General features: G+C 71.2%; 16 protein-coding genes. 5 read left to right on the top strand and 11 right to left on the bottom strand.

What is annotated here, in order from left to right:
* Positions 1-36 precede the first annotated feature (36 nt).
* The gene (locus OOZ19_RS13935) at positions 37-1530 is read left to right on the top strand and encodes an alpha/beta hydrolase (protein WP_266090507.1); all 1494 of its coding nucleotides are present in this window, start codon (positions 37-39) and stop codon (positions 1528-1530) included.
* 49 nt (positions 1531-1579) lie between these two features.
* On the opposite strand, the gene OOZ19_RS13930 is transcribed toward OOZ19_RS13935, so the two are convergent.
* The gene (locus OOZ19_RS13930) at positions 1580-3382 is read right to left on the bottom strand and encodes a hypothetical protein (protein ID WP_266090506.1); all 1803 of its coding nucleotides are present in this window, start codon (positions 3380-3382) and stop codon (positions 1580-1582) included.
* Positions 3383-3571: 189 nt separating this feature from the next.
* On the opposite strand from OOZ19_RS13930, the gene OOZ19_RS13925 reads away from it, so the two are divergent.
* On the top strand, positions 3572-4060 hold the full coding sequence (locus OOZ19_RS13925; protein WP_266090505.1) for a GNAT family N-acetyltransferase: 489 nt from the start codon (positions 3572-3574) through the stop codon (positions 4058-4060).
* A gap of 3 nt (positions 4061-4063) precedes the next feature.
* Here OOZ19_RS13925 and OOZ19_RS13920 read toward each other — a convergent pair whose 3' ends face one another.
* From OOZ19_RS13920 to OOZ19_RS13890, 7 genes are all read right to left on the bottom strand, one after another.
* Positions 4064-6442, bottom strand: a complete 2379-nt coding sequence (locus OOZ19_RS13920; protein ID WP_266090504.1) for an ATP-binding cassette domain-containing protein — start codon at positions 6440-6442, stop codon at positions 4064-4066.
* 582 nt (positions 6443-7024) lie between these two features.
* Complete coding sequence (dnaB, locus tag OOZ19_RS13915) at positions 7025-9418, bottom strand: replicative DNA helicase (protein ID WP_266090503.1); 2394 nt, start codon at positions 9416-9418, stop codon at positions 7025-7027.
* A gap of 657 nt (positions 9419-10075) precedes the next feature.
* Positions 10076-10528, bottom strand: coding sequence for a 50S ribosomal protein L9 (rplI, locus tag OOZ19_RS13910; protein WP_184484102.1), 453 nt, complete (start codon positions 10526-10528; stop codon positions 10076-10078).
* A gap of 90 nt (positions 10529-10618) precedes the next feature.
* Positions 10619-10858: a 30S ribosomal protein S18 gene (rpsR, locus tag OOZ19_RS13905; RefSeq protein WP_184484100.1), complete on the bottom strand. Its 240-nt coding sequence runs from the start codon at positions 10856-10858 to the stop codon at positions 10619-10621.
* 47 nt (positions 10859-10905) lie between these two features.
* The gene (locus OOZ19_RS13900) at positions 10906-11403 is read right to left on the bottom strand and encodes a single-stranded DNA-binding protein (protein WP_184484098.1); all 498 of its coding nucleotides are present in this window, start codon (positions 11401-11403) and stop codon (positions 10906-10908) included.
* A 99-nt stretch (positions 11404-11502) separates the two neighbouring features.
* Positions 11503-11868, bottom strand: coding sequence for a 30S ribosomal protein S6 (rpsF, locus tag OOZ19_RS13895; RefSeq protein WP_266090502.1), 366 nt, complete (start codon positions 11866-11868; stop codon positions 11503-11505).
* A gap of 233 nt (positions 11869-12101) precedes the next feature.
* The gene (locus OOZ19_RS13890; protein ID WP_266090501.1) at positions 12102-13100 is read right to left on the bottom strand and encodes a hypothetical protein; all 999 of its coding nucleotides are present in this window, start codon (positions 13098-13100) and stop codon (positions 12102-12104) included.
* 229 nt (positions 13101-13329) lie between these two features.
* Here OOZ19_RS13890 and OOZ19_RS13885 point away from each other — a divergent pair, with 229 nt between their 5' ends.
* A complete protein-coding gene (locus OOZ19_RS13885; RefSeq protein ID WP_266090500.1) occupies positions 13330-14100 on the top strand; it encodes a deoxyribonuclease IV in 771 nt (256 codons plus the stop codon).
* Positions 14101-14196: 96 nt separating this feature from the next.
* A complete protein-coding gene (locus OOZ19_RS13880; protein WP_266090499.1) occupies positions 14197-15594 on the top strand; it encodes a glycosyltransferase family 87 protein in 1398 nt (465 codons plus the stop codon).
* Here OOZ19_RS13880 and OOZ19_RS13875 read toward each other — a convergent pair.
* The 3 genes from OOZ19_RS13875 to OOZ19_RS13865 form a co-directional block, all read right to left on the bottom strand.
* Positions 15562-17232, bottom strand: coding sequence for a glycosyltransferase family 87 protein (locus OOZ19_RS13875; protein WP_416309430.1), 1671 nt, complete (start codon positions 17230-17232; stop codon positions 15562-15564). The genes OOZ19_RS13880 and OOZ19_RS13875 overlap by 33 nt on opposite strands.
* 79 nt (positions 17233-17311) lie before the next feature.
* The gene (locus OOZ19_RS13870) at positions 17312-20851 is read right to left on the bottom strand and encodes a transglycosylase domain-containing protein (RefSeq protein WP_266090498.1); all 3540 of its coding nucleotides are present in this window, start codon (positions 20849-20851) and stop codon (positions 17312-17314) included.
* Between the two features lie 102 nt (positions 20852-20953).
* On the bottom strand, positions 20954-21358 hold the full coding sequence (locus OOZ19_RS13865; protein WP_266090497.1) for a DUF5318 domain-containing protein: 405 nt from the start codon (positions 21356-21358) through the stop codon (positions 20954-20956).
* A 727-nt stretch (positions 21359-22085) separates the two neighbouring features.
* Between OOZ19_RS13865 and OOZ19_RS13860 the strand changes: the two genes are divergently transcribed.
* Positions 22086-23174: an inositol-3-phosphate synthase gene (locus OOZ19_RS13860; RefSeq protein WP_266090496.1), complete on the top strand. Its 1089-nt coding sequence runs from the start codon at positions 22086-22088 to the stop codon at positions 23172-23174.
* Positions 23175-23241 lie beyond the last annotated feature (67 nt).

The raw sequence follows: 23241 nt of genomic DNA, 5'->3' as shown, positions 1-23241 counted from the left end.
CACCCCTGGAGACGAACCCGGGGATGAGGGGCGGAGATGGATCTCAGGAAGAGCGTGGGCCGAAGCGCGGCCACGTTGATCGCGGCGGGCCTGGCGGGCTCGCTGCTGGCGGTACCGAGCACGGCCGAGGGGGCGGCACCCGAACCGACGTGGGGCCCGTGCCCCGCGGACGTCGCGGCCGGGGCCTACCCCCTGCAATGCACCACGGTGCCGGTGCCGGTGAACTACGCGGACCCCGACGGTCCGCAGATCGACCTCATGATCTCGCGGCTGGCCAGTGACCGGCCCGACCGGCGGCGCGGAGTGATGCTGCTCAACCAAGGCGGACCGGGCGGCTCCGGCCTGTCCTTCTCGGTCGACCTCGCCAACCAGGGGCTGCCCGCGTCGGTCATGGAGGGCTACGACCTGATCGGGATGGACACCAGGGGAGTCGGGCACTCCGCACCGGTGAGCTGCGGATTCACCGATGAGCAGGCCAAGTACGGCAACATCCCGCCCTACGCGGTCGACGACGCGGCGGTCGACGAACGAGCCGAGGCCGCCCGCACGATCGCCGACCAGTGCGCCCAGCACGACCAGGACGGCGTGCTGCGCAGCCTCACCACCGCGAACATGGCCCGCGACCTGGACCGGGTCCGGGCCGCGCTCGGCGAGGAGAAGGCCAGCCTCTACGGGGCGTCCTACGGCACCGCGCTCGGCGCCGCCTACGCCTCGATGTTCCCGGAGCGCGCCGACCGGGTCGTGCTCGACAGCAACATCGGCGACACCGTCCTGGACCGCGACGGGATGCGCCGCTACGCGCTCGGCACCGAGGAGACCTTCCCCGACTTCGCGGCGTGGGTCGCCGAACGGCACGGGTCCTACGGCCTGGGCAGCACACCCGAACAGGTGCGCCGGACCTACTTCGAACTCGCCGAACGCCTCGACGCGCACCCCATGGCCGACGTGGACGGCGGCGTGTTCCGGCTGGTCACCTTCGGCGGGCTGTTCGGCGAACCCGCCTACGGCAGGACCGCGCAGCTCTGGCAGTCGCTGCACCGGTCCGACGAAGCGGCGGTGCGCCGCCAGCTCGCCGAAGCCACCCCCGCCGAGCCGTCGGTGGTCGACAACTCGCTGTCGGTGTTCCTCTCGGTGACCTGCAACGACGTCGCCTGGCCCGAGGACGTCGAGACCTACCGGCGCGGCGTCGCCGAGGACCGCGAGAAGTACCCGGTGTACGGCGCCGCCACCGCGAACGTGCTGCCCTGCGCGTTCTGGTCGCACGAGCCCGCCGAACCGCCGGTGCCCGTGCTCGCCGACGGACCGGACAACGTGCTCATCCTGCAGAACCGCCGCGACCCGGTCACCCCGCACCGCGGCGCCGAACTGCTCCGCGAGAAGTTCGGGGACCGCGCCCGGCTGGTGAGCGCGGACGAGTCCGGCCACGGCACCTACATGAACAGCGGCAACGCCTGTGCCTCGGCCGTCACCACCGCGTTCCTGGTCGACGGCACACGCCCCGACCAGGACGTGTCCTGCGCCGCGAGCTGATCACGACCGCGCCAGGAGCCCGCCCGGCACACCCGCCGGGCGGGCTCCGCTACGCGGTGTCCAAGCGGTCCAAGCATCGCCGGGCGGCCCGCGAGACCTGCTCGTCCGGGTGCTCGGCCGCGACCACGCCCAGCACCAGATCGGCCCTGACGTGCTCGGCGCGGACGAGCTCGTCGAGGACCGCCAGCTGATCCGGGGTGGACCGGGTCCGGAAGTCCACGAGGAACGCCGCCGCATCCGTCTGCGCCGTCACCGCCATCGCGTCCAGCGCGACCACCAGCTCGTCGCCGGGCAGCAGCGGCACCTCCTGCGCACCCGGCCGCACCCGCAGCCACATCCGGGCCGCCGGACCGCACACCGGATCCTCGCGCAGCCCGCGCACCGCCGAGACGCCCTCGTCCCCGGTGTGCTCCAGCAACCACAACGCGCCCAGCCGCAGCTCCGGATCGTCCACCCGGCGCAGCAGGTCCCCGAGCTCCGCTGCCGCGGCCGACCGGCCCCGCGCCGCGACCCAGCCCGATACGACCTCCTCCACCACGTCGGGCGGGCTGCCCGGCAGCGCCAGCACCACCACCTCCGCGGGCAACGCCACCGCCTCCAGCACCGTCGGGGCGACGAAGCCGAAGGCGCGCAGCGACCCGTGCGCCGCCCACACGCCCAGCGGCAGCAGCTCCACCATCGTGCGGTCCGCCGCCACCGGCGCGAACGCCTCGATCCGAGCCACCGCCTCCGGCAGCTCGGTGCGGTAGCGGCGCAGCACGCCCATCCGCTCCCACAAGGCGAGCACCCGCTCCACCACCCGCGCCACAGCAGGCCGCTCCTCGCCGCCGTCCTCGGCGAGCGCGTGCAGCACCAGGCTCACCACCTGCTCGAACGGCACCGCGTCGGTGTGGGTGTAGAGGGCCGTGAGCACCGCCTGCACCAGCTCGGGGAACGCGTCCTCCCCGTCGAGCAGCCCGTCCAGCGCCGCCGCCTCCGGACCGACGACCTCGTCGAGCAGCACGAAGGACTGCCACAACCGCGTCCACAGCACCCCCGGCTCGGCGAGCAGCGCGGTCCCGATCGCCCCCGGCACCACCCGGCCGTCGATGATCCGCACGAGGTGCACGCGCTCCGCCCACGCCGCGCACAGCAGCGCCACCTCCGGGCCGCAGTCCAGCTCCGCGGCCAGCTCCACGCCCTCGCCGAGCACCCGCCCCGGACCCGCCCAGCCGTGCAGCGCCGCCATCAACCCCGCGATCGGAGACCGCGCCGCCTCCGCCTCCGGCGTCGTCTCCTCCGGCACGCGCATCGGCGGCAGCCAGTGCGCCGGGACCGGCAGCGGCTCCCGCTCGGCCCGCTCCTCGATCCCGCGCAGCAGCTCCCGGTCGACGGCGGCCTCACCGCCCTCCACCCGCTGCACGAACCGCTCGAACGCGCCCTCCGCCCCGAGGTCGACGCCGTGCTCCCGCGCGCTCAGCGCCCAGAACTTCTCCGGCCCCCACTCCGCGGGCTCGGCCATCGCCGCGAGGTAGGCGGGCACCGCCCGGTCGATCGCGGCGTGCAGCGCCCGCACCGGATCGCCGCCCACCATCAGCAGCCCCTCGGCGTCGAGGAAGCCGACCCAGTCGTGCAGCAGCTCCGGCACCGCCGACCAGCGCGGCAGCACCAGGTGCCGGGGCACCACCTCGGTCAGGAACCGGGTCAGGTCCGCTGCGGTCCACCGCGCCAGCAACCCGTCCCGCGCGCACTTGTCCCGCAGCAGCACGTCGACCAGGTCCGGGGCCTCGGGACGCGCGCCGAACCGATCGGACAGCGCCGCGGCGGACGCGGCGAAGCGGTCGCCGTCGCCGTGCAGGAAAACGGTGCGCATCTACTCCGCCCTTCGCCCGGAAGTCGATGCGGTCGAGGGTAGGGAGCCCGCGTTGATCACTCCGGCAGCGACCGCGTCGGCGTGTCGGACCGAATCCCCCTGGTGCACGCCTCGCAGCGATCGCCGCAGTTCACAGGGGTGACGGAAATCCGATTGTTCACCCGACCGGGCCGCACTAGCGTTCGCGGCATGCTGATCCGGGAGTTCGCCGAAGCCGACTGGGCCCAGGTGTGGCCGATCATCCGGGAGATCGCCCGCGCCCAGGACACGTTCTGCTACGACCCGGACCTCACCCCCGAGCAGGCCCGCGACCTGTGGCTGGAGACCGCCCCCGGCCGCACCGTCGTCGCCGTCGACGACGACGGCCGCGTGCTGGGCACCGCGAAGAGCGGCCCGAACCGCGCCGGACCGGGCGCGCACGTCTCCACCGCGAGCTTCATGGTCGCCGCCGACGCGCGCGGGCGCGGCGTCGGCGCCGCGCTCTGCGAGGACACCCTGAGCTGGGCCCGCGACGAGGGCTACGCGGGGATGCAGTTCAACGCGGTCGTCGAGTCGAACCGCTCGGCGATCAGGCTCTACGAGCGCCTCGGCTTCACGATCATCGGCACCGTGCCCGGCGCCTTCGCCGACCCGAACCTCGGCCGGATCGGCCTGCACGTCATGCACTGCCCGTTCTGACCCTCAAGCACCGACGTAGGCCGCCAGGTGCTCGCCGGTGAGCGTGGAGCGGTCGGCGACCAGCTCGGCGGGCGTGCCCTCGAAGACCACCCGGCCACCGTCGTGACCCGCACCGGGGCCGAGGTCGATGATCCGGTCCGCGTGCGCCATGACGGCCTGGTGGTGCTCGACCACGAGCACCGACTTGCCGGCGTCGACCAACCGGTCGAGCAGCCCGAGCAGCTGCTCCACGTCCGCGAGGTGCAGCCCGGTGGTCGGCTCGTCGAGGACGTACACGCCGCCCTCATCGCCCAGGTGGGTCGCCAGCTTGAGCCGCTGCCGCTCGCCCCCGGACAACGTGGTCAGCGGCTGCCCCAGCCGGAGGTACCCCAACCCCACGTCGGCCAGCCGCGCGAGGATCTTGTGCGCGGCTGGCGTGCGCGCCTCACCGGCACCGAAGAACTCCTCGGCCTCCGCCACCGGCATCGCGAGCACCTCGCTGATGTCCCGCCCGCCGAGGTGGTGGTCCAGCACCGCGGCCTGGAACCGCTTGCCCTCGCACTCCTCGCAGGTCGTGGCCACGCCCGCCATCATCGCCAGGTCGGTGTAGACGACCCCCGCGCCGTTGCAGTTCGGGCAGGCGCCCTCGGAGTTGGCGCTGAACAGTCCCGGCTTCACCCCGTTGACCTTCGCGAACGCCTTGCGGATCGGGTCGAGCAGTCCCGTGTAGGTCGCCGGGTTGCTGCGCCGCGAACCGCGGATCGCGCCCTGGTCGATCGTCACCACCCCGTCGCGCCCGGACACCGAGCCCTGGATCAGCGAGCTCTTGCCGGACCCCGCCACCCCGGTGATCGCGCACAGCACCCCGAGCGGGATGTCGACGTCGACGCCGGCCAGGTTGTGCGCGGTGGCGCCGCGGACCGCCAGCACCCCGGTGGGTTCGCGCACCGAGCCCTTGAGCGCGGTCCGGTCGTCGAAATGGCGGCCGGTGATCGTGCCGCCCGTGCGCAACCCTTCGACGGAACCTTCGAAGCAGACGGTCCCGCCCGCCGTGCCCGCGCCGGGCCCGAGGTCGACGACGTGGTCGGCGATCGCGATCGTCTCCGGCTTGTGCTCCACGACGAGCACCGTGTTGCCCTTGTCCCGCAGCCGCAGCAGCAGCGCGTTCATCCGCTGGACGTCGTGCGGGTGCAGCCCGATCGTCGGCTCGTCGAAGACGTAGGTGACGTCGGTGAGCGAGGACCCGAGGTGGCGGATCATCTTGGTCCGCTGCGCCTCACCACCCGACAACGTGCCCGACGGCCGGTCCAGCGACAGGTACCCCAACCCGATCTCCACGAACGAGTCGAGCGTGTGCAGCAGCTTCTCCAGCAGCGGCGCCACCGAGGGCTCGTCCAGGCCACGCACCCAGTCGGCGAGGTCGCTGATCTGCATCGCGCACGCGTCGGCGATGTTGATCCCGCCGATCTTCGACGACCGGGCCGCCGCGCTGAGCCGCGTGCCTTCGCACTCCGGGCAGCCGGTGAAGGTGATCGCCCGGTCCACGAAGGCGCGGATGTGCGGCTGCATCGCCTCGCGGTCCTTGGCCAGGAACGACTTCCGGATCCGCGGGATCAGGCCCTCGTAGGTCACGTTGACGTTGTCGACCTTGACCTTGGTCGCTTCCTTGTGGAGCAGGTCGTCGAGTTCCTTCTTCGTGTACTTCCGGATCGGCTTGTCCGGGTCGAGGAAGCCCGAGCCCATGAAGATGCGCCCGTACCAGCCGTCCATGCTGTAGCCGGGGACGGTCAGCGCCCCCTCGGCGAGCGACTTGTCCGCGTCGAACAGCTGGGAGTGCTCGAAGTCGGTGACCGCGCCCCGGCCTTCGCAGTGCGGGCACATGCCGCCGGTGACGCTGAAGCTGCGCCGCTCCTTCACGGTCTGCCCGCCGCGTTCCATGGTGACGGCGCCCGCCCCGCTGATGGAGGCGACGTTGAAGGAGAACGCCTGCGGCGAGCCGATGTGCGGCTGCCCGAGCCTGCTGAACAGGATGCGCAGCATCGCGCCGGTGTCGGTGGCGGTGCCGACCGTGGAGCGCGGGTCGGACCCCATCCGCTCCTGGTCGACGATGATCGCGGTGGTGAGCCCTTCGAGGACGTCGACGTCGGGCCGCGCCAGCGTCGGCATGAAGCCCTGCACGAAGGCGCTGTAGGTCTCGTTGATCATCCGCTGGGAGTCGGCGGCGATGGTCCCGAACACCAGCGAGCTCTTGCCCGAGCCGGACACCCCGGTGAACACCGTCAGCCGCCGCTTCGGGATGTCGACGCTGACGTCCCGGAGGTTGTTCTCCCGCGCCCCCTGCACGCGGATCAGGTCGTGGGTGTCGGCGATGTGCGGCTCGGGCATGCGGGTCTCCGTGCTCATCGCGTCTCCGTCGCGTCGCGCGGGCCCGCCTTCGCGGTCCGCGTCACCTGATCCGATCGGCGTGGGGCGGTGCCCCTCAGCTCCCCTCCACCCGCGCGCGGACACGCCGAGCGCGTGCGGTGCACGTCGCCATCGGTGATGTGTCCGCCAGCGTCGCACGCGGGCCTGACAACAGTACCGTCCACGCAGGTCATGATCCCGACAACGGCGGAGCGCGGCTCGTCGGCGCGGATCGGGTCCGCCCGCGAGCAGGTGCCGACGGCGCCCTCCGGTGCGGGGCGAGCCGAACCGCGAGGAGACGGAGCAAAGCCAAACGTGGTTCCCGAGGACAGAGGTCGAGCGGATGCTGCGACGGCGTCGTCACCGACAGCCCGCCCCTCGCCGCCTACCTGCTGTCGGATCTGCGGAAGTGGGGAAGTGGACCGCGTGGTGCGCGAGAGGCGGACGGCCTACGCGATCACCCGGTCAAGCGACCCATGACCGAATTCTCAGTCCGATGTCCGTTCGGACGGACAGCGGACATCGGAACTGAGAATGGGACATCCGATTCGAGCCCCTGCATCCGGGCCGGTCGGCGCGGTGCTACTCCGGGGCCATGTCCACGAAGCGGCTGTAGTGCAGCTGGTGCGCGACGGTGATCGTGCTGGTCGGACCGGCGCGGTGCTTCGCCAGGATCAGGTCCGCCTCGCCCATCCGCGGGTCGTCCCGCTCGAACGCGTCAGGCCGGTGAATCAAGATCACCATGTCGGCGTCCTGTTCCAGCGAACCGGATTCACGGAGGTCGGAGAGCTGCGGGCGCTTGTCGTTGCGCTGTTCGGGACCTCGGTTGAGCTGGGAGATCGCGACGACGGGGACTTCGAGCTCCTTCGCGAGCAGCTTGAGGTTTCGGGAGAACTCCGAGACCTCCTGCTGCCGCGATTCGACGCGCTTGCCCGAGGTCATCAGCTGCATGTAGTCGAGCACCACCAGTTGGATGTCCGCGCGCTGCTTGAGCCGCCGCGCCTTCGCCCGGATCTCCATCATGGTCAGGTTCGGCGAGTCGTCCACGTACAGCGGCGCTTCGCTGATCTCGCTCATCCGGCGGGCCAGCCGGGTCCAGTCGTCGTCGGTCATGCGGCCACCGCGCATGTCGCCGAGCCGGATGCGCGCCTCCGCGGAGAGCATGCGCATCACGATCTCGGTCTTGCCCATCTCCAGCGAGAAGATGACGCTGGCCATGCCGTGCTTGATCGACACCGTGCGGGCGAAGTCCAGGCCGAGCGTGGAGTTGTGCGTGGGCACCATGCCGCGACCGGCCAGGTACAGGTGGTCCGGCGCGTCGACCTCGACGCAGCGCACCGGCACGCTCGGCACCTCGCGGATGCCGACGACGGCGCGCAGCGGCAGCTCGTGGTCCTGCCGGGCCCTCTTGTGCTCGGTGTTCTTCGCGGGCAGCCGGAACACCTCGTCGGCGCCGCTGTCGAAGACGAGCGCGACCCGGTCGAAATCGCCCTGCTCGGACTCGGCGATCCGGGCTCCGCAGGTGTAGCCGAGGCTGAGCACGAGTTCCCGGACCCGCACCGACAGCGGTTCGCTGATCTCCAGGCGCAGCGCGCCGTCGGCGCTGACCGAACCGGCCGCGTCGAGCAGCCCGGCGAGCAGCGCCCGGCGCTGCTCCTCGCTGGCGCGCAGGTAGACCAGCGGCAGGTCGTGGTCGTCCCACGCGCCGAACCGGCCGAGCGCGGCGGGGATGTCGACGCCGAAGGCGGGTTTCGCCGAGTCGTCGGGCGCGGGGGAGTCGTCCGGCTCGCCGGTCTCGCCCGGGAGCTGCCCCGCCGGGAACTCGACGACGGCGCCGACGGTGGTGACCTGCGCACCTTCCGATTCCGAGGCGTGGGCCAGTCCGGCGAGCTCCAGCAGCTCCTGGTCGCCGTGCAGCACCTCACCGGAGTCGTCGCCCGCCGCGAGCCACACGCCGAGCGCGTAGGGCGCCACCGGCAGCTCCTGCTGGGGCAGCCGGAACCCGCCGTGCGGGGGCAGTTCCGGGCGAGCGCCGTCGGCCGCGAGGTCCGCGGTGGTCCGCACGGCGCCGTCGGCCAGCCGCCACTGGTGCTCGGCGTCGGCGACGATCACACCGCCGTCGGAGAACTCGATCTCGTAGCACGGGCGGTCGGCGAGCACCTCCGTCGCGCGCAGCACCCGCACCGGGCGGCCCGCGGAACCGATGAGCTCGTCGCCGACCGCGACCTCGCCCATCGTGGTCCAGCCGCCGGGGGTGGGCAGCGGCGTGTCCAGCGCGAGCGCCTTGCCGACACCGGGACGCGCCGCGACGATGATCATCTGACCGGGGTGCAGGCCGTTGGTGACCTCGTCCAGGTCGGTGAAGCCGGTGGGGATGCCCTGGGACTCGCCGCCGCGCGAGGCGATGGCGTCGATCTCGTCCATCGTGGGCTGCAGCAGGTCTTCCAGCGCCGCGTAGTCCTCGCTGGTGCGCTTCTCCGTCACGTCGTAGATGGCGGACTGGGCGCGGTCGACGACCTCTTCGATCGCGGAGCCCTCGGCACCGTGGTAGCCGAGCTGCACGATGCGGGTGCCCGCTTCGACGAGGCGGCGCAGCACGGCCTTCTCGGCGACGATCTCCGCGTAGTAGCCGGCGTTGGCGGCGGTGGGCACGCTGGCGATCAGCGTGTGCATGTAGGGGGCGCCGCCGATGCGCTGCAACTCCTGGCGGCGCTCGAGTTCGGCGGAGACGGTGATCGCGTCGGCGGGCTCACCGCGGCCGTAGAGGTCCAGGACGCAGTCGTAGATGGCCTGGTGCGCCGGGCGGTAGAAGTCGTTCGGCGTGAGCACTTCGACGACGTCGGCGATGGCGTCCTTGCTGAGCATCATGCCGCCGAGCACGGACTGCTCCGCCGCCAGGTCCTGCGGGGGCTGGCGTTCGAAGCCGTGATCCCCGTTCGACGCGGGTTGAGCGCCTCGTTCGTCTGCCAACGCCACCGGTACCCGTCACCTCCGACACCGTCGCCCGCCACCGCTGCGGGCGGCCTTACTGGTCGCGCGATCCATGCCGACGCCTTCGACCGCGCTCGCCGACGGCGTGCGGCGGCGGGCCGTCGCGCCGCGCCACCTGATCACGAACCGTCACGCGCGGGCGCGTCGGCGAAGCTAGATCGCCCGCATGGACCAAGCAAACCGAGCTGTGGACAAGCATCGGGACAACCTGTGGATCCCTGGGGACAGGTTGGGGATACCTGGGGACAACTCGGTGGAACCGATGGGGACAACCTGGGGACAACCGACCAAGATCATCCGGAAAGTGCAGGTCAGCCCATGTGGACTACTTGTGGAAAAAACTGTTGAAAAACTCCCGGCGTGTCCCGGGGAAGTTGCCTATTCGGCGTGTCGAGTTCGATGGCACACGAACCATTTCCGTGACCGTCAAGCCGACGATCAGGTGATCACCGTGGTCACGGCCGAAGCAGCCGGACACCCGCGAACCACGCGGTGGAGCGGACTCGCGGGTCGATCGCCCCGCTGCCCGCACCGCGCGGAACGCTGACCCGGCCCGCCCGGAAACCGAGGCGAACGGGTCAGCGACCGGAACCGGAAGTCCGGGCCAGCGCCCGGACTTCCGTCCACCGAATGCGTGCCAGGTCAGCTCGCGGCCGACACCTGGACGTTCACCGACGCCTTGACGTCGGGGTGCAGCCGGACTTCGACGCCGTGCTTGCCGAGGTCCTTGATGTGCCCGCGCAGGTCCACCGAACGCTTGTCCAGGTTCGGGCCACCGGCCTTGCGCACCGCGGCCACGACGTCGGCGGCGGTGATCGAGCCGAACAGCTTGCCCTGCTTGGAGACCTTCGCGGTCAGCGTGACCGCGCCGAGCTCCTGCAGCTGGGCCTTCAGCTCCTGCGCGTGCTCCAGGTTGCGAACCCGGCGCGCCTCCTGGGTGCGACGGATCGTCTCGACCTGCTTCTGCGCGCCCTTGGTGGCGACGATCGCCAGGCCGCGCGGCAGCAGCAGGTTGCGTGCGTAGCCGTCCTTGACCTCGACGATGTCACCCGACTCGCCCAGGCCGGTCACGTCAGCAGTCAGAATGATCTTCACGACGTGTCTCCTTCTAGCGTCTCTCACGAGGCCGCGGGCATCCGGATCCGCGCAGCACGTGGCGGCGCGGAGCGGATGAGCGGTCTCGAATCAGCGGGCGGTCGAGGTGTAGGGCAGCAGCGCCATCTCGCGGGCGTTCTTCACCGCGATGGCGACGTCGCGCTGGTGCTGGCTGCAGTTGCCGGTCACCCGACGGGCACGGATCTTGCCGCGGTCGGAGATGTACTTCCGCAGCAGCGTCGTGTCCTTGTAGTCGATGCTCTGCGCCGCGCGGTCCTTGCAGAACACGCAGACCTTTTTCTTCGGCTTGCGCACAGGCGCCTTGGCCATGGTCTTCCTCCTGAAAAGCTAATACGAGTCGAGTGAGCGCGCGGGCGTCAGAACGGCGGTTCGTCGCTGAATCCGCCACCGGAAGAACCGGCGGGCGGAGCCGAACCCCACGGGTCGTCGGCGGGCGGCGCGGACGCACCGCCACCACCGCCACCGAAACCACCGCCGCCGCCACCGCTGCGGCTGACCTTGTTCACCTTGGCGGTCGCGTACTTCAGGGCTGGCCCGATCTCGTCGACCTCGAGCTCGACGACGGTGCGCTTCTCGCCTTCCTTCGTGTCGAAGGAACGCTGGCGCAACCGGCCCTGCGCCACGACCCGCATGCCGCGGGTCAGCGTCTCGGCCACGTTCTCCGCGGCCTGACGCCAGATGTTGCAGCGCAGGAACAGCGCCTCGCCGTCCTTCCACTCGCCGGACTGGCGGTCGAAGGTGCGCGGGGTCGAGGCGATCGTGAAGTTCGCCACGGCCGCGCCGGAGGGCGTGAAGCGCAGTTCCGGGTCGGCGGTGAGGTTGCCGACCACCGTGATTACCGTTTCACCGGCCATCGCCTGGACTCCGTCCTTGACATGCGAGGTCTCTTGAAATGCGGGTCACCTGAGTGCGGATCGCCTGCCTGCGAACCGGAAGATTCCGGTCGCGGTCGCTCAGGCCGAGGCCTCGGAGCGGTTGGCGTGCTTGGTCGCCTTCGCCGCCGCACGGGCGACGCGGGCCGCCTTGCGCGGTTCGGCGACGCGCCGCTGCACCTTGGTGCGCAGCACCGTCTCGTTCAAGTTCAGCTGGCGGTCCAGCTCCTTGACCGAGGCCGGCTCGCTGTTGAGGTCGACCACGACGTAGATGCCCTCGGCCTGCTTCTCGATCTCGAAGGCGAGGCGACGACGGCCCCACACATCGAGCTTCTCGACGCTGCCACCGTCGTTGCGGATGACCTTGAGGAAGTTTTCCAGGGACTGAGGCACAGTGCGCTCGTCCAGGCTCGGGTCGAGGATGACCATGAGCTCGTAATGACGCATGAAGACCACTCACCTCCTGTGGACTCACGGCCACGGACTTTCCGTGGCAGGAGGGTCGTTCACGAACTCGACAAGGCTAGCAACCTGGTCCGACGACCTGGCGAGCCGGGTGCCGAACCTCCGCCGGAACGAGCGGAATCGATGAATTCGACATTTCCGCTCACGGGGATCGGAAATGCCGAATTCGATCTGCACGACTCATCGCGCGACCACGCGCGGATCGCCGCGCGGCATCAAGCGCGGCGCAGCACCCAGGTGCGCACGAGCGCGGCGGTCACGCCCGCCAGCGAGATCGCGGCGATCAGCACCGGCAGCGCCACCCGGTTGCCCTGCCCCATCGGCAGCGCCTCCGCCTTGCCCGCGGCGCGGACCTCTTCCTGCGCGGCATGCTCGGCCCGCTCGCGCTCCCGCGCCGCGGCCTGCTCGCGCAGGTCACCGACGTACGGCGTGAATCCGGGCACGGCGCCGAACTGGGCCTGCGCCCACGGCGGCAGCGCACCGGGCATGCCGGGAGCGCCGGAGGCGTAGCTCGGCGGCACGACGACGACCGGGGCGCCCGTCCCGTAGCCGGGGACGCTCGGCACGGCCGATCCCGGCGCGGTCGGCTGCACGCCCGGCGCGGTGGGCTGACCGCTGGACGGCGGCGCGGGCGGTTCGGTGGGCTCGGGCTCCGGGGACGGGGACGGGGGCGGCGGCGCGGGCTGCTCCTGCCCGGTGACCTTCGCGCCGAAGCAGCCGAGCGCGGCGAGGTTGCGGACGTGCTTGCTCACCTCGGCGCCGCGGCCCTGCAACGACGACAGGCCGTCGATCTGCGGGGTGAACGCCTGGGCCAGGTTCTTGCCGCTGAACTTCTGGGTCTCCTCGGTGACCGTGCCCAGCGAGATCGCGCCGGTCCCGGCGAACTCCTCCTTCGCCTGGTCGGCGACGTCGAAGCCGAACGGGAACACCAGCAGCGTCGCCTGGTGCACCTTGTCGTCCAGCGTGGCCGGGGAGGCCAGGATGCTCTGGCCGAACTCGGTGCTGTCGGTCGTCCCGCCGCACTTCTCGACGACGACCGAACCGGCGGCACCCGCGGTACCGGCGCCGAGCAGGCTGCTCGCGGTGACCAGAGCGCCGACGGTGCCCGCGGCGAGCACCCGGCCGAGGCCGGACCGGCTCGCGCGGCTCCTGCGGATCAACGGGTTGGCCTGGGACGACGGACCCCGATCAGGACGCATGCCTTCGTCACTCATGGTTCCTCCCCGCCTCACAACCCCGTGACACCCGTTCACTCTTCTAAGGAAAATAACGTGTGAACCATGGCAATGGTGACGGCCTGCACATGAAAACTTCGCAGAATCCGCATCTTGAGAAACCTGATCGATCGAGAAACCCGATCAGCTCACCGAGCGAAAAGCCCGTGCCGCCGCGCCCCGCACCCGCCGGACGAGGAGGCCCCGCCCCGGCGGTTAAGCTGCGGGAATGCGCATTGGGGCTCACGTTCGGGACGACGATCCGATCACCGCCGCCGCGGAGCGGGGCGCGGAGATCGTGCAGTTCTTCCTGTCCGACCCGCAGGGCTGGAAAGCCCCGAAACCGCACCCGCAGGCCGCCGAGCTGCGCGACAGCGACCTCGCGGTGTTCATCCACTCGCCGTACGTGATCAACGTGGCCTCGCTGAACAACCGGATCCGCATCCCCTCCCGCAAGGCCGTGGCGCAGCAGGCGAAGGCCGCGGCCGAGGTCGGCGCGCAGGGGCTGGTCGTGCACGGCGGGCACGTCACCAAGGACGACGACCCCGCCGAGGGCATCGCGAACTGGCGCAAGCTGTTCGAGCGCCAGGCCGAGGAGGGCGGCTTCGCGGTGCCGGTGCTGATCGAGAACACCGCGGGCGGCGCCAACGCGATGGCCCGCCGCTTCGACGTGCTCTCCCGGCTGTGGGACGCGGTCGGCGAGTTCGGCGCGGGGTTCTGCCTGGACACCTGCCACGCGCACGCCGCGGGGGAGGACCTGCCGGGCATCGCCGAGCGGGTGCGGTCGATCACCGGCCGCATCGACCTGGTGCACCTCAACGATTCGCGCGACGCGTTCGGTTCGTCCCGGGACCGGCACGCCAACATCGGCGCCGGTGAGATCGATCCGGACGTGCTGGTGGCCGTGTGCGACACGGCGGACGCGCCGGTCGTGGTGGAGACGCCCGGGGACGGCCAGGCCGACGACATCGGTTACCTCCGCGACAAGGTGCGCGGCTGATCCGCACCGGCCGCTAGGGTCGGCGGGGACGACGCGAGGCGCGGCCCCACTCGGCGCGGACGCATCGCGGACCGGACCCGGCGGGGAAGGACACCGATGCGCGAGCAGCTCCCGGCCGAACCGGCGGCCGGCGGTCCCTGGCGCGCCGGGCGGCGCCTCACCTTCGCGGCGCTGGCACTGTTATGCCTGATCACCGCGCTGACGTTGGCGGCGGGCTATGCGAACAAGGCCCGCTGCACCGGCCCCGAGTTCAACGAGTGGGGCCGTTCCGAACCGGCGTACCAGGAGCGGGCCTACACCGAGGTCTGCTACTCCGACATCCAGAACCTGTGGATCGGCCGGGACATCGACCGGCACGTCTTCCCGTACGTGCACGGCGGGATCGACGAGGACGGCTCGCTCTACGGCGGCGTCGTCGAGTACCCGGTGCTGTCCGGGCTGCTCATCTGGCTGGGCGCGGTGTTCGTGGACACCGACGCCGGGTTTCTCGCCGCGTCCGCGCTGATCATGGCTCCGTTCGGGCTGGCGGTGGCGTGGTGGCTGGGCCGGTTGAGCGGGTGGCGGGCGTTGCTGTGGGCGTTGAGCCCGCCGTTGGTGCTCTACGCGTTCCACAACTGGGACCTGCCGGTGGTGGCGTGCGCGGTCGCGGCGGTGCTCGTGGTGCACCGCGGCGGGGCGTGCCTGCGGCGCCGGGCGGTGTGGGGTGCGGTGCTGCTCGGTGCCGGGTTCGCGTTCAAGATCTACCCGGGCCTGTTCGTGCTGCCGTTGGCGCTGTTCGTGCTCACCGGTGGCCGGGACGGGGCGGCGCTGCCCGCGGGCAAGCGGGTCGACGTGCGGGGTGCGCTCGCCGTCGTGGCGGCCTCGGCGGGGACGGCGGTGCTGGCGAACCTGCCGTTCGCGCTCGCCGGGTTCCGCGGCTGGTGGGCCTCGTTCGAGTTCCAGTCCGACCGCGACGTCGACCTGAGCACGAACTCCATCTGGTACTGGGGGGCGCGCGGTTTCTCCGACGTCGACGGGTTCCAGGAGGCGATGAGCGTCATCTCCCCGGTGGCGATGCTGCTGTCGTTCGCCGCCGCGTGCCTGGCCGGGCGGTGGGTGCAGCGGCGGACCGGGACCTACCCGTGGATCCAGGTGTCGGCGGCGATGCTGTGCGGATTCCTGCTGCTGCACAAGGTGCACTCGCCGCAGTACACGTTGTGGCTGCTGCCGTTCTTCGTGCTGCTGCGGGTGCGCTGGGGTTGGATCGCCGCGTACCTGCTGGCCGATCTGGCGATGGGCATCAGCATCTTCCGGTGGCTGGGCGAGGCGGACGGGATCAGCGACGGGTTCACCGCGCAGGCCCTGATGATCGGGGTCTGGGGCCGGGCGGCGCTGCTGGTCGGCTTGTTCCCCGCGTTCCTGGGCTCGACGTCCACCGTCGACGAGGACGAGCGCTCCGCCGGCGTCACCGCCGAGCGCGGTTCAGCCGACGCGTCCCGCGCGCTGAGCACGTGAGCGGGCCGGTCCGCCGACGGTGCGCGCCCAGGCGCCGAGGCGCTGCGCCGTGCCTCGCGGCCACGGCAGCGTGACCCGGTCCGGCGCCGCGTCGAGGAAGCCGCCCGACGGGTCGTCCACCGCCGCCCGGCCGCGCGAGCCCGCGGGTTCCAGCGCGCGGCGCACCCGGTCGGTGGCCGGGTTCAGGATCTCGTGCACCACGAGCGCGCACAGCACGATCACCACGAGGTCGCGGATCAGCACGGCGCCGAGGAACCAGCCTTCGGGCAGGCCCTTGTTGCCGGTGCCCAGGTAGTAGTACATCCGCGGCGCCCACACCGCGGCGTCGACGATCATCCAGCTCAGCACCCAGCGCCAGCGCGCCACGGCCAGCACCGCCAGCGGCACCAGCCACAACGAGTACTGCGGGCTCCACACCTTGTTGGTGAGCAGGAACGCGGCCACGACCAGGAAGCACAGCTGCGCCAGCCGGGGCCGCACCGGCGCGGCCAGCGCCAGCCAGCCGATCACGGCGCAAGCCAGCGCGAACAGCGCGAGCGACACCGCGTTGAGCACCACCGGTGCCTGCCCGGCGGCGAGCGGCCCGTCGAACCCGGCCCAGCCGGTGAAGTAGGCCAGCGCGTTGTAGAGCGAGTCGGGGTCGGCGGCGCGCGAGGCGTTGAGCCGGTAGAACTCGCCCCAGCCCACGGGGTAGAGCAGCAGGATCGGCAGGTTCACGACGAGCCACGCGGCGACCGCGCCGGCGACCGCGCGCCCGCCGGCGCGCAACCGCCCGGACCGCAGGCAGAGGATCAGCAGCGGGCCGAGGAACAGCAGCGGGTACAGCTTCGCCGCGCCGCCGAGGCCGATCAGCACCCCGGCCAGCCAGGGTCGTCGTCGGGACCACGCCAGCAGGCCGCTGACGGCGAACGCGGCGGCGAGCGCGTCGAAGTTGGTGAAGGCGTGCACGAACACGAGCGGACTGAGCGCCACCAGCGCCGCGTCCCACACCCGGCGGCCGGCCAGTCCCATGACCGCCCACACGGTGACCAGCCAGGCTCCGGTGAGCCAGAAGGCGGTGACGTTGAAGTACAGGACGGTGATCATCGCCGAGGGCAGCAGGCCCATCCCGGCCAGCGTCGCCCAGCCATCGGTGATCTTCGCGTTGAGCCACTGGAAGATGCCGGTGACCACCGGGTATTCCATGTACTGCTGCTGTTGCGGCGCCGTTCCGGGGCTCTGCGTCCACGGCGTCTTGTACGGGAACACCCCGTCCGGGGCCAGATCGCCCATGCCGAAGCGGGGGATGATGTCGGAATAGCACATCGCCGTGTACTGGCGGTTCGCCCGCCAGTCCAGCTGGGTGCCCTGCGAGGTGTCGTAGGTCTGCAGGCACGGTGCCTTGAACAGCCACGCCGCGGCGAGGGTGATCATCGCCAGCAGCAGCAGCACGCGCAGCGGGGTCCAGAACCACTGCCTGCCGACTTGGGCGTGCCGTCCGAGCGCGCCTCCGAGGGGGCGGGACAACGCCGCAGCGAGGGGCTCGGTCCAGGTCGGTGCGACCCGCTCGGCCGCGTCCAGCGAGTCGCCGTCCACTGCCGCGCTCACCTTGTCGGGCTCCTCGGGCTCGGTGACGGTGTGCTCGGGCTTGGTGGACACGCCCGGATGCTACGACGTTCGAGTGGTTCGCCCACGCCCGCACCGGGTGGCTTCGCGCGCCACCCGGTGCGGGCCGGGATCATTCTCCGTCGCGTCCGCGGGTCGGGCCGACGCCGTTCGCGCCGCCCGGACCGTCGTTGCCGGGACCGTCCTCGTCGTTGCCGCTGCCGGGCGGGCAACCGAGCCAACCGCAGTCGCCGGACGGGTCGGACCCTTCCGACTCGCTTTCCGAGGTCTCGCTCTCGCTGCTGGTCGGCGGCAACGAGGGCGGCTCCGACGGCGCCGAGGTCGGCGGCGGGGGCGGCGGCGCGCTCGTCGTGGTCGGCGTCGGCGGCAGCTTCTGCTCGAACTGGCCGATCGGATCCGGCTTCGGGAACTTCTCCACCGGAAGGTTCTGGTGGTAGCTGTTCATGAATTCCTGCCAGATGTCACCGGGCAGGCCACTGCCGTAGATGATCTTGCCGCTGGCTTCCTCGACCGGCACCGGCTTGCCGTCCACGTCGGCGAGCATGCCGACCGCCGCGGACAGCTGCGGCGTGGTGCCGATCATCCACGCGTTCTGGTTCTTCTCCGTGTCGAAGTACTGGTGCGTACCGGTCTTCGACGCGACCGGCCGGTCCTTGTCCAACGGCAGCTTGGAGTGCTCGGCCACCCCGAGCATCGACTCGATGACGTTCGCCGCGAGGTTCTTGCTCTCGGAGGCGCTGTCGGCGAACGCGGGCTTCGAAGGTTCCGGCGCGAACTCCTCGGTCTTGACCGCGTTCTGGATCTTCTGCACGAACTGCGGGTGCACCTGCTTGCCCTCGTTCGCGAACGTGCCGTAAGCGGCGGCCATGTCGATGGTCCGCACCGGGTAGGCGCCGAGCGCGATACCGGCGTCGACGCCGCCGCTCTCGTTCTGCAGGGTCGGTTCGCCGTTGTACTCGGCCGGGATGCCGGCCTGGATCGCGGCGTCGCGCACCGACGGGGTCCCGAACTTCTCCGCCATGCGCACGAAGACGGTGTTCACCGACTTGTTCATGGCCTCGCGGACACCGCAGTACTTCGGGTTGTCGCACACCGAACCGGGCGCGTTGCCGAACGTGGTGCCCAGGATCTCCTGGTGGTCGCTGCCGTCGTAGTACTCGCCGATGCCGTAGTCCTTCTCCAGGCCGGCCATCACCACGAACGGCTTGAACGACGAACCCGGCGGCTGCGGCGAGTCGGCGTAGTCGAAGTACACCTCATTGCCGCCGCCGTAGTAGGCGCGGACACCGCCGGTCTTCGGATCGACCGCGACCAGCGAGGTGCGCAGGTTCGTCGGCTGACCGTTGAGCACCTTGTTGACCGCGTCCTCGGCGCTCTTCTGCGCGGCCGGATCGATGGTCGTGGTGATCGTGTAGCCGCCGAGGGTCAGCGCCTGCTCGTCGTAGCCCTCCCGCTCCAGCTCGGCGAGGACCTGCTTGCGGATGTGCAGCTGGGAGGCGTTGCCGTCGGGCTTGCTCTTCCACGCGTCGCGCTCGCGGGTCTCGGGCAGAGCCATGCCGGCGCGGACGTCCTGGGTGACGAACTTGTTCTTCAACATCTGGTCGGCGACGTAGGTCCAGCGCCACTGGCCTTGCTCCGGGTCGACCCTCGGGTCGTTGTCGGTGGGGCGCTGCACCATGCCGGCGAGCACCGCGGCCTCGCTCGGGTTCAGGTCCTTCGGCAGCTTGCCGAAGTACGCCTCCGCCGCGGCGTGGATGCCGTTGGCGCCGCGACCGTAGTAGGCGGTGTTCATGTACGCCTTGAGGATGTCGTCCTTCGACTGCTGGTTGGTCACCTTGTAGGCGACGACGACTTCCTTGACCTTACGAGTGATCGAGTACTCGTCCGCGTCGAGCGCCAGCTTCACGTACTGCTGGGTCAGCGTGGAACCACCACCGGCGCCACCGGCGATCTGGTTGTAGACCGCGACCAGGATGCCTCGGATGGAGAAGCCGGGGTTGGTGTAGAAGGTCGCGTCCTCGGCCGCGACGGTCGCGTCGCGCATCGGCTTCGAGACCTCGGCGTCGAGGTCCCGGATCATCGTCATCGAACCGCCCTCGGGCTCCACCCGGGTGAGCTCCTGGCCGTTCGCGTAGTTGATCGTGATCGTCTGCTCGGTCTTGCTGGCGATCTCCTCCGGGTTCGGCACCGGCCACATGGCGTAGCCGTAGGCGAAGGTGCCGATGCCGAGCAGCAGCATCGCCGCGGCGGCGACGTAGCAGCTGCGGCGGACGCGACGCCAGATCACCTTGCGCTTGGCCTTGCGGGCGCTCAACTCGTCGTCCGGGTCGAGCAGCTCGTCGTCGGGGCCGTACCCGTCATCACCATGCCCGCCGTCCCCGTACCGGCCGTCGTCGTACCGGCCGTCGTCGTAGCCGTCGTCGTAGTCGTCGTACCGGCCACTCTCGGAGTACGGGTCGGACGAGTAGTAGTCATAGGAGCTCTGCGTGGCCTCGTGGGTCAGCAGCTGCGGTTCGCGCGGGGTGTCTCCGCCGGAGGCACCGCTGCCCGCGCCCATGCCCGCGGCACCGGCTCCCGCAGCACCCGCGGCACCGCCTGCGGCACCCGCGGCTCCACCCGCGGCACCGCCACCGGCGGCAGCGGCGGCTCCGCCGAGCGCTGCGGCACCGGCCACCCCGCCGACGACGCCACCGGCCGCGGCGGCTCCGCGACCACGGCCGCGGCCCTGGTCCTTGCCGTCGCCGGGGGTCTGCGGGATGTTCTCCGTGGGCCGCTCGCCGGGAGGCACCGCGGCCTGCGAGGGCCTGCCGGGCGGCTGCGGGACCTGCCGAGTGCTCTGCTGGCCGGGCGGCGGCGGAGGCACCTGCCGGGTCGACTGCTGGCCGGGGCGCGGCGGCTCGAACTGCTGGGTGCTCTGCTGATCCGGCGACGCGGGCTGCTGAGCAGCACCCGACTGCTGGGCGGAACCGGGCTGTCCCTGCTGCCCGGCACCGGCCTGGCGCTGCGTGCGCTGGTCGGGTGCGGGCGGCGGCTGCTTCGTGAACGAGGTGGGCAGGTCGAGCTTGCGACCGCTCTCACCGGAGTCCGCGGCGGCGCGCTTGCCGGTGGGCGCGTCGTCCTCGTCGTCGAACGACGGGGTCCAGGCGCCGGTCTGCTCGCTCGGAGCCTCGGCGTCCTTGCCGGGTCCGCGCGGCGGCGCGCTCTCGCCGGGCCACTGCGGCTGCTCGCCGCCCTGGCGCGGCCGTCCGGGCGGAGGCTGCTGACGCGTGCCCTCGCCCGGCCGCTGCTGGGCGCCGCCCTGACCTTGGCCGGGTGGCGGACCCGCGGGCCGCTGCCCGGCGCCGCGCCCTGGCTGGTTCTGCGGCGGCGGGTTCTGCGGCGCACCGGGCGGCGGACCCTGCGGGCGCTGCTGCTGCCCACCGGGTCGCTGGCCGCCGGGCTGCTGGCCGCCTGGCGGTGCGGGGTTCGGGTTCTGCGGTCCGGGCGGCCGAGCGCCCGGCGGCGTGCCGCCCGAAGGCGGCGGCCCCTGCGAGCGCGGAGCCTGCTGCCGGGACGTGGGGGGCGTGGCCCGGTCGTCGGGGGAACCGGGGTTGCGACCTTCGGGCTGCCGGGAGTGGCGGCCACGAGCTGGGTCGTCACGCTCGTCGTTCACGAGTTGGCCTCCAGGACAGGCGTCGTACGACGCCAGGTGATGCATTCACGTCGGGGTAACCCCGCATCCTGCGGGGCGGTGCTTCTTGCGGTCACGGCCGGTTCACTCGGCCGCAGTCTTGCGCCGGGGGCGGCGATTGTTCAAGTCGCCGTTTCCGAGGACGTATGACTGCACCAGGTGGTTCCAACTGCATGTGCGGCAAACTTCGACGACATGCACGGTGAACTCCGTGAACAGGCCTGCCAGCCGTTCCAGCTCGTCAGGACCGCGGGCGGAGCCCGACGCGTGCTTGAGCTCGTCGCCGAAGATCCACGAGACCAGCGTGAGGGGTTCCTTGCGGCAGACCGGGCAGGGGACCTCGCTGGGCTGACCGTGGTACTTCGCCGCCCGCAGCAGGTACGGATTGGCATCGCAGACCTCTGTCACCCCGACTCGACCAGCGTGGACCTGCGCTAGCAGCGACCTGCGCTGCAACGCGTAATCCACCACTTGCCGTTGGGTCCGCACGAGGAACAGGGTACGTGTCCGATGCCGGTGCTCCATGCGCCGTTAGGGGCAGGGCCTGCTTCCATCGCGTGACCTGGGATGTCGTCAGCAGCGAGGTTGGTCTCGACCTGGGATTACCAGGGGAGGGCCGAAGATATACTCCTTTCTCGGGCAAGTACGGCTGGGACGGCTCGAGCGCGGGAGGTGCGGGTGCGCGAACTCGCCATGCCCGAGATCCCGCAGCACGCCCGGCCGACCGGGCCCGAACTGCGACGACGCCCTCCGGGCGACCGCGACCGCCGGGTGTCGCGCTGCAGGATGTTCTACCGGACATCGGCTCCGCACCCGCACGCCGGGTTGATCTTGAAACTCGGCAGCGGCGCAGGTTTCGGGACCAATCGGACCGGTCCCGCGCCGCGCGGAGCCCGCCGCTCCGCGCACCGCCCGGCGAACGTGACCGACGGCACGGGACGGATCGGACGATTCCGGCCGATCCCGACGAACAGCCCCCGATTTCCGGGAACAGCGCGCGACGACCGGCGGTTGTCGCAGGGGAGACCGGTGCGCGCGCCGGTCACCGAAGGGCGGCGGGAGCCCGCGGTGACCACGCGACACCGGTCAACGGCTTGCCGAGGGGAGAACGTCGACGTCGTCGCTCTCCCCTCACGACCCGCGCGCACCTCGGCGGCCCCCAGGCGCGGATGAGCGAGAAGAAGGACAACACATGATCAACAAGGAGGACCCTGCCATGAGCACAGACCGTCGCGAGGGCGCGGTTCGAGTGGCGATCGCCGGCGTGGGCAACTGCGCCGCATCCCTGGTGCAGGGCGTCCAGTACTACGCCGACGCCGACCCGGACGCCCGCGTGCCCGGCCTCATGCACGTCCAGTTCGGCAAGTACCACGTGCGCGACGTCCAGTTCGTGGCCGCGTTCGACGTGGACGCGAAGAAGGTCGGCAGGGACCTCTCCGAAGCCATCGTCGCCAGCGAGAACAACACCATCAAGATCGCCGACGTGCCGCCGCTGGGCGTGCCCGTGCAGCGCGGCCACACCCACGACGGGCTCGGCCGGTTCTACCGCGAGACGATCACCGAGTCCGACGAGTCGCCGGTCGACGTGGCGCAGGCGCTGCGCGACGCCGAGGTCGACGTGCTGGTGTCGTACCTGCCGGTGGGTTCCGACGACGCGGGCAAGTTCTACGCGCAGGCCGCGCTCGACGCCGGAGTCGCGTTCGTCAACGCGCTGCCCGTGTTCATCGCCTCCGACCCGGAATGGGCCGCGAAGTTCACCGAGGCCGGCGTGCCGATCGTCGGCGACGACATCAAGTCCCAGGTCGGCGCCACCATCACGCACCGGGTGCTCGCGAAGCTGTTCGAAGACCGCGGCGTGCACGTGGACCGCACGATGCAGCTCAACGTCGGCGGCAACATGGACTTCCTGAACATGAAGGAACTGGAGCGGCTGGAGTCGAAGAAGAAGTCCAAGACCCAGTCGGTCACCTCGCAGGTCCAGCGCGACCTCGACAAGCGCAACGTGCACATCGGGCCGTCGGACTACGTGCCGTGGCTCGACGACCGCAAGTGGGCCTACATCCGGCTGGAGGGGCGCGCGTTCGGCGACGTGCCGCTGAACCTGGAGTACAAGCTGGAGGTGTGGGACTCGCCGAACTCGGCGGGGATCATCATCGACGCGCTGCGGGCGGCGAAGATCGCGAAGGACCGGGGGATCGGTGGCCCCATCCTGTCCGCTTCGTCGTACTTCATGAAGTCGCCGCCCGAGCAGTACTCCGACTCCGAAGCCTACGAAGCGGTGGAGTCTTTTATTCGCGGGGAGTGAGTTCCAGCGGTCGTTCTGCCCGGGTGTCCGGGTAGCGGAACCTCAGTGAGCCTCTCGCTGCGGGGTC

Origin of the sequence: Saccharopolyspora sp. NFXS83 (assembly GCF_026241095.1) — a bacterium.
Lineage (GTDB): Bacteria > Actinomycetota > Actinomycetes > Mycobacteriales > Pseudonocardiaceae > Saccharopolyspora_C.
Note: the sequence above shows the minus strand (reverse complement) of the source record. Positions and strands in the feature narration are given on the sequence as shown.